Annotated in this window: 5 protein-coding genes and 1 riboswitch; all 5 genes read right to left on the bottom strand. The window is 61.5% G+C overall.

Translation table 11 applies throughout. The annotated features are described in order from the left end of the window. Positions 1 to 121: 121 nt before the first annotated feature. A riboswitch (TPP riboswitch) is annotated at positions 122 to 233 on the bottom strand. Positions 234 to 514: 281 nt separating this feature from the next. Then, positions 515 to 2,650 (bottom strand): beta-galactosidase, encoded by a 2,136-nt coding sequence (locus tag CK222_RS28745; protein WP_095802650.1) that lies wholly within the window; start codon positions 2,648 to 2,650, stop codon positions 515 to 517. Between the two features lie 28 nt (positions 2,651 to 2,678). After that, entirely contained in the window at positions 2,679 to 3,824 is a 1,146-nt protein-coding gene (gene ugpC, locus CK222_RS28740) for a sn-glycerol-3-phosphate ABC transporter ATP-binding protein UgpC (RefSeq protein ID WP_095802649.1), read from the bottom strand. A gap of 49 nt (positions 3,825 to 3,873) precedes the next feature. Further along, positions 3,874 to 4,725 carry a carbohydrate ABC transporter permease gene (locus tag CK222_RS28735; protein ID WP_067320470.1) on the bottom strand — a complete coding sequence of 284 codons (852 nt, stop codon included), beginning with the start codon at positions 4,723 to 4,725 and terminating at the stop codon, positions 3,874 to 3,876. Next, entirely contained in the window at positions 4,725 to 5,609 is an 885-nt protein-coding gene (locus tag CK222_RS28730) for a sugar ABC transporter permease (RefSeq protein ID WP_067320472.1), read from the bottom strand. The genes CK222_RS28735 and CK222_RS28730 overlap by 1 nt, the downstream gene beginning before the upstream one ends. Before the next feature lie 65 nt (positions 5,610 to 5,674). After that, positions 5,675 to 6,943, bottom strand: coding sequence for an ABC transporter substrate-binding protein (locus tag CK222_RS28725; RefSeq protein ID WP_095802656.1), 1,269 nt, complete (start codon positions 6,941 to 6,943; stop codon positions 5,675 to 5,677). Positions 6,944 to 7,044: the final 101 nt, after the last annotated feature.

The following is a 7,044-nucleotide window of genomic DNA, read 5'->3' as shown; positions in this document are numbered from 1 at the left end:
GGCATTCATGAGTGAGCCTCCTTGCTCGAGTGCAACGGAGACCCAGTCCACGCGATGAGGAGGAAGTGACGCTTCGCTTAGAATGCGGGCACTGCCCGAATGCCGAAGCCGGATTGCCGACCCGCGAAGCCTCGCACCGTCCCTACGCCAGTATGAACTGGATCAGGTTCAACGGGTCACTGCGCGCGATAGCAGTATCTCAGCCCCTTGCCGGGACTCCCCTGGTGAGGCGCCTAGGTTGGACGATGCGACGCTATCCTGTCAACTCGACTTCATGACTTCTCCAGCCTCGAACAAGCGACGAGAAGCGGCGCAGCCACGCAGCTTTGATCGAGCATCTCTTACATCGACGCCCATTGAGCCACGACCTTGCGCGCGTCGAGCTGGCAGTCGGGGCCCACTTGTCATCCGCCAAGGAAACGCTTTTGCGATCCCTTGTGGCGGCGGATTGAAGAACGCATTTTTCGCCTCGAAGAGCATCTGTTCGGCGTCTATGGACGCTGGTTCGATTTGTTCAGGACCGAATTATTGCGCAGCCGTAAGGGTCGAGTTGCAGCGTTCCTTCAACGGCCTTGCCCGTCAGCAGGTCGAGGCCCTTTGGGACGTTGGGTACGATCACGGCGACTTCCGTGGTGTTCAGCACGAACATCAGCCGGCGGTCGTCGGCTTCCCTGACAGAGACCTCCACCCCGGCAGGCAGGTCGGGCAGCAAAGGCGCTATACCGGCTTTGGCCAGTACGACATCGACAAGCTTCTCCGTCAGTTGCGGCGTGAGATACGTGCCGACATAGACAACCCGACCTTGCCCGACCTTGCGGGCGGTGATTGCCGGAGAGCCGGCGGCGAAGCGGTTCGACCAGACGCCGAGCACCTCGGTGTCAGGCGCTACGTCAAGCACCTCGTACAAATGCGCAGCCTGGAATTCTTCATTGCCAAGGGTGAACAGGTATTTGCGTTCCGCGGACGAGGCCGGGAGGGGCGGCGGTGCATAGGTGCCCATCGGAGCCGGACGAAACAGCGGAAACAGGCCGCTGGCGCCTTCGGGAACGACGCGGCCGAACTCCGTCACCCTGACGCCGCTCAGGGCTGCAAGGGCCTTGCCGGGAGCCTGCTCGCGAATGATGTGGTTGTTCTCGTCCCTCGTCCCGCTCAATGCCGACAGGATCAGCGTACCGCCGTTGCGGACGAAGGTTTCGACAGCCTCGTTCCATTCATCCTTCCACATCACCCAATGCGGGACGTAGAGCGCCTTGAGCCGCGAAAGATCGTCTTCGGGATGAATGAACCCGCATGCAATGCCGTTCTGATAGCAGTGGCGATGAAACAGCGTCGCGTCTTCGAGCGGACTGGGGAGGCCGATCGGATAGGTCTTGTGAGCCTCCTGGTTGTCGAAGTCCGCGCCGGCGATGCCGAGGTCCATGCGCACTGCGGTGCCAAGAATCTGCTCCTTCGCGGCGGCGATCTCATGGAAGAAGCGGCTCGCCTCGTCATAGCGGCGGCGCGGCACGTCGTCGTGATCGATGACGCCCATCCAGTAGATCTCGGCGCCGAAATGCGCGGGACGCCAACGAAAGAACATGACACCGTCGGCGCCGCGCGCCACCGAAGTCATGGCCATGCGACGCATCTCGCCGGGCTCCGGCGTCATCGTCGAGAAGCCGGGCTGACTGCCGAAGCCCGAGGCCTGCTCCGGAACGATGAAGTTGCCGGAATAGGCGCGGCATATATCGAGATGGAGGGCCTGGGTCGCCGCATGCCCGCCGGTTCGGCGCATCTCGTCATAGAGCATCGGATAGATGTCGAAGCCGATGAAATCGAGGTCCTGTCCGAACTGACCGCGGAAATCGATGTCGGCAAGCTGGCCAAGATTGTGGAAGATGAACCAGTCCGGATTGGCGGCGCGCAGGATCTCGACCTGGTCGTGTTGGAAGGCCGCGGTCGCGGCGGCCAGAAAGCGATGGTAGTCCTGCACGTGGCCGGGGCTGGGGTAGGACGGCATGAGCGGTCTCGGCAGGTCGATCTGCGAGAAATCGTCGTAGGCCGTCGCCCAGAAGTGGCCGCCCCAGGCGAAGTTCAGCGCCTCAATGGTGCCGTAGGCCTTCTGCAGGTATTTCTGGAACTCCAGCCTTGTCGAAGGCGCGAACGATTCCGACACCGTGGTGTTGAGCTCGTTGTCCGTCTGCCAGCCGATCACACGCGGGTTGTGCCGATAATGCTCGGCCATGGCGCGGGTGATGCGGCGGCTGTGGGCGCGGAATACCGGGCTTGTGGTGTCGGCATGCTGGCGCGATCCGTGGCTCGAGGCCCGCCCGTTCATGTCAACGCGCAGCACTTCGGGATAGTTGACGGTGAGCCAGCGGGGAGGGGTGGCTGTCGGCGTGCACATGATCGTGTCGATCCCCGCGCGGCCGAGAAGTTCGATCGCGCGATCGAACAGGCCGAACTCGAACTTGCCTTCGCGGGGCTCGAAAATGTGCCAGGCGAACTCTCCCATACGCACCGTGTTGACGCCGGCGGCGGCCATGCGCTCGGCGTCACGCTGCCAGCAGCCTTCGTCGACATGTTCGGGGTAATGAGGTGCTCCAAGCAGAAAGCGGTCAAGATTGAGGGGCCGCCATACGGATAGCGGAGCGGGCTCATTGCGGTTCATGCGTATGGGACTTTCGAAATTTCGAGGTTCAGACTGAGGCGAGGGGTTTTCTTGGCGTGAGCGTGCGGCCATCGGGGCCGAAGAGGTAGGCGTCGCCGGGTTCGAAGCCGACCTGCAACGCGGCGCCGACGCCGACGGTAGAAACCTTGTTGAGCTGAAGCGTGAAATTGCCGGTGCCGCTGTCGGAATTGGTCGTCTGAAGCGGAGAGCCGTCGACGTAGAGGACGGTTTCGCGCCCCAACTGCTCGACCAGACGCACTTGGCTGGAGAAGGCCGGCGTTGCGACGTCGCTTGGCTCGACGACACGCAGGGCCTCCGGACGGATGCCGATGGTCACGGCGTCACCAGCCGAAAGGCCGCCGGCGTCGATGCCATCCAAGGTGATGGCAGGGAGGCCGGCTGCCGCTACCGAGACGCTGGATGCCTTGACGCTCACTGCTTTCGCTTCGATGAAATTCATGCGTGGCGCGCCGAGGAAGCCCGCGACGAAAATGTTCGCAGGATTGGCGTAGAGCTCCAGCGGCGAGCCGACCTGCTCGATCCGGCCCTTGTTGAGGACCACGATCCGGTCGGCCATGGTCATCGCCTCGACCTGGTCGTGGGTGACGTAGATCATCGTCGATCCAAGCTGCGCGTGCAGGCTCGAAAGTTCCACTCGCATCTGAGTGCGCAGCGCGGCATCGAGGTTCGACAGCGGCTCGTCGAACAGGAACACCTCGGGCGAGCGGGTGATCGCGCGACCGATCGCGACGCGCTGGCGCTGCCCGCCCGACAATTGCTTCGGGCGCTTGTCGAGCTGCTCCTCCAGACGCAGGATCCGTGCTGCGCGTTTGACGGCGACGTCGATCTCGGTCCTGGGCCGGTTGGCCATCCGCAGGCCGAAGCCCATGTTCTCGGCGACGGTCATGTGTGGGTAGAGTGCATAGGACTGGAAGACCATTGCGATGCCGCGGTCGCCGGGTTCTTCCCTGGTGACGTCTCGCCCGTTGATCACGATGTGGCCGGAGTTGATGGTTTCCAACCCGGCGATCGTCTTCAGCAATGTCGACTTTCCGCAGCCGGAGGGGCCGACCATGACGACGAACTCGCCCTTTTCGATCGTCAGGTCGACCGTCTTCAGGGCATGGTAGCCGGCATAGTGCTTGTCGACTTTTCGCAATTCCACGCTGCTCATATCGAGGCGCCTTTCCGTGCGTGTCGGGTGCGGCAGGGTTCGCGGCGGATCATCCCTTGACGGCTCCCATGGTGAGGCCGGCGACAAAGTGCTTCTGCATCATGAAGAACATCACGACCGGGGGCAGGGCGACGAAGATCGTGGCCGCCGAGACGATGTTCCAGGCCGATGTCCATTCGCCGCGCAGATTGTTCAGGCCTGCGGTAACGGGTTTGACCGCATCACTCTGGGTAAGGACGATCGCCCAGAAATAGTCGTTCCAGACGAAGGTGAAGGTGAGGATCGCGAGTGCCGCCAGTGCAGGCCGGACCAGCGGAATAACCACGTGGCGCAATGTCTGGAACGGCGAGGCGCCTTCGGCGCGCGCCGCCTGGAACAGTTCGCCCGGGAGAGCGGCGATGAAGTTGCGCATGAAAAGCGTGGCGAAGCCGGTCTGGAAGGCAATGTGGAAAACGATCAGCGCATAGACGGTGTCGTAGAGACCCAGCCTCACCATCAGGTCGCGGACCGGGATCATCATGATCTGCGCCGGCAGGAAATTGCCGCCGACGAAGAGGGCGAAGATGAGATTGGAGCCACGGAACGGGTAGCGCGACAAGACGAAGCCGGTCAGTGTCGACAGGATGAGAACGCCGATGACGGACGGGATGGTGATCAGCAGGCTGTTGAGGAAAAAGCGCAGCATGGCGGTCTGGTCGAAAACCGCCTTGTAGTTGTCGATCAGGCTGAATTTCTGCGGCCAGCCCCAATAGTTGCCGGCCATCAGCTCCTCGTTGGAACGGATCGAGGTCAGCATCACGGCGAGCAGAGGCAGCAGCCACAGGATCACGACCAGGGTTACCCCACCTAGATAGAGGGCTCGCTGGATCCTGGCGTTTTCGGGAATGGGGCGCGGGTACATCAGGCGTTGCTCCGCTCGGCCTTGATGAGGCCACTGAGATACCAGGCGATGAAGACGATCATGATCACGAACAGCACGGTGGCGATCGCGGCGCCGTAGCCAAAGCGGTAGGAAAAGATCGACTCCTGATACATCTGGTAGGCGAGCACGGTGGACGAGCCATAGGGGCCGCCACTGGTCATGACCGCGATCATGTCGAAGGAGCGCAGCGCACCGATCACCGTCACCGCGATGGCGATGAAGCCGACCTGCGACAGTTGCGGCAGGACGACATGGCGCAACATGCGCCAGCCGCGCGCACCGTCGACGCGTCCGGCGGCGATCAGATCGTCGTTGAGGCTGTTCAGGCCCGCCAGGAACAGGATCATGCAGAACGCGATCTGTGGCCACAGACCGGCGGCGGCTACCGCGAAGGTGACGAAGGTCTCGTCTGAAAGCAGCGCCGGGGCGGTACCGCCAAAGGCGCCGAAGAGAAGCTGCAGCAACCCGAAGTTTGGATCATAGACCCATCCGAACACGACACCGACGGTGACGGTCGCCAGCACAAGCGGCACGAAGAACAGCGACTTGAGGATGCGCATGCCGCGGATCTGCTGATTCACGATCAGCGCAAGCGCCAGGCCGATCGGCGGCGCCAGCATGAAGATCAGCAGCCAGATTACGTTGTTCTTGAGCGAGACGTAGAACTGCGGATCGTCGGCCAGTTCGACATAGTTGGCGAGCCCGACCCAGGTCTTGGCGCCAATCCCATCCCAGTCGTGCAGCGAAATCCAGACCGTCTCGATGGAGGCGGCAAGGATCACCGAGCCGAACAGGATGAGGCCCGGCAGCAGGAAAAGTACCGGCGTCAACCAATGACGATTTCTGCGCCAGACAGGAGGCATGGCGTTCCATCCGAAAAAAGAGAGCCGGGAGCCGCCGAAAGGCGGCGCCCGTCAGCCAGGGAGGATCAACCGAAGATTCTCTTGCGGGTTTTTTCGAGGCGCTTGAGGATCTGCTCACGTCGCTCAGGCTTGACCATGAATTCCTGCAGCCCCGCCATCCCTTCCTGGGCCATGTCCGGATCGGTGTCGCGATCGTAATATTGCGATGTTCCAACCACTTTCTTCAGTTCCTCGACCGCAGCATTGACCAGCGGGTCCTTGCTTGGCGGGCAGTCGTTGCGAGGCGGGATGGCGCCTTCGGCGGCGAGGAATGCGCCCAGATTTTCCGGCTTGTAGAAATAGGCGAGGAAGTCGCGCGCACCCTGCTTGTTCTTCGCATTCGCCGGAACGTGGATGGAGTTGACCGAAAAATCCTCGTAGCGGGCGACCCCGGGAACGATCTCGGGAAATGGCGCGTAGGCAAGCTGAGGCAAATCCGCTTCCGGAAAGGCGGATCGAACGAAGCCGCCCAGGTCCATCATTGCCGCCTTCTTTTGCGCTAGGGAAGCACCCGCCTGCTCCCATCCGAACGAACTGTGGCTCGGCGAGAAGAAGCCCGCCTTGATCAGATCGTTCCATTTGTCGAAGACTGGCGTCAACATCGGATCGGTGTAGGGAACTTTGCCGTCCATCAGCGCTATGTGCTTGTCGAGCCCGTTGATGCGCAGGTTCATATGGTCGAACCAGCCGCCCGCCGGCCAAAGCTCCTTCGTGCCCATGCTGATCGGGATCATCTTCGCGGACTTGGCCGCCTCGCCGAAGGCTAGGAAGTCGTTCCAGGTCTTGGGCGGCGACCAATTTTTTTCGGCGAAGACGTCCTTGCGATAGAAGAGGCCCCAGAGAAGACCTCCCATCGGCAGGCCATACTGCTTGCCGTCGACGGTGACCGCGCTTGTGGTGGCACCGAGTACGCTCTTGTAGTTCTCCTTGGCGAACAGATCGGAGATGTCGTCAAAAAGGCCCTTGTTGACGAAGGCCTTCATGCGGTTGCCGGAAAACCAGAAGCAGATATCCGGAGCGCCGACGACAAGATAGCTGCGGATTGCCGTCTTATGGGCCTCGTGGTCCATGTTGTTGATGACGATCTTGGTGCCTGATTTTGCCTCATACTCGCTCGCCAGCCGCTGCAGGATCTGGCGTTGCTCGACATTGCTGAGGTTGGAAATGATGGTGATTTCCTGAGCCTGCGCCAAGGCCGGGAGGCAAAGACCAGTCGCCGAAGCGGCGAGTGCCGCGCCAGTGCCCTTGAGGAAACGGCGCCTTGTTGTGGTTAACGCGGAAAAGTCGGTGGTCATGGCTTCTATCTCCTCCCTGAGAACAGCCGGATTCCAATTGAACCATGCGAATTCGTAGCGTATGGATGTCAGCATGGTCAATACTTAATTTACAAAATTAA

The organism is Mesorhizobium sp. WSM3866 (assembly GCF_002294795.1).
In the GTDB taxonomy this organism is placed as follows: Bacteria; Pseudomonadota; Alphaproteobacteria; order Rhizobiales; family Rhizobiaceae; genus Mesorhizobium.
This window is presented reverse-complemented; position numbering and strand designations above follow the sequence as displayed.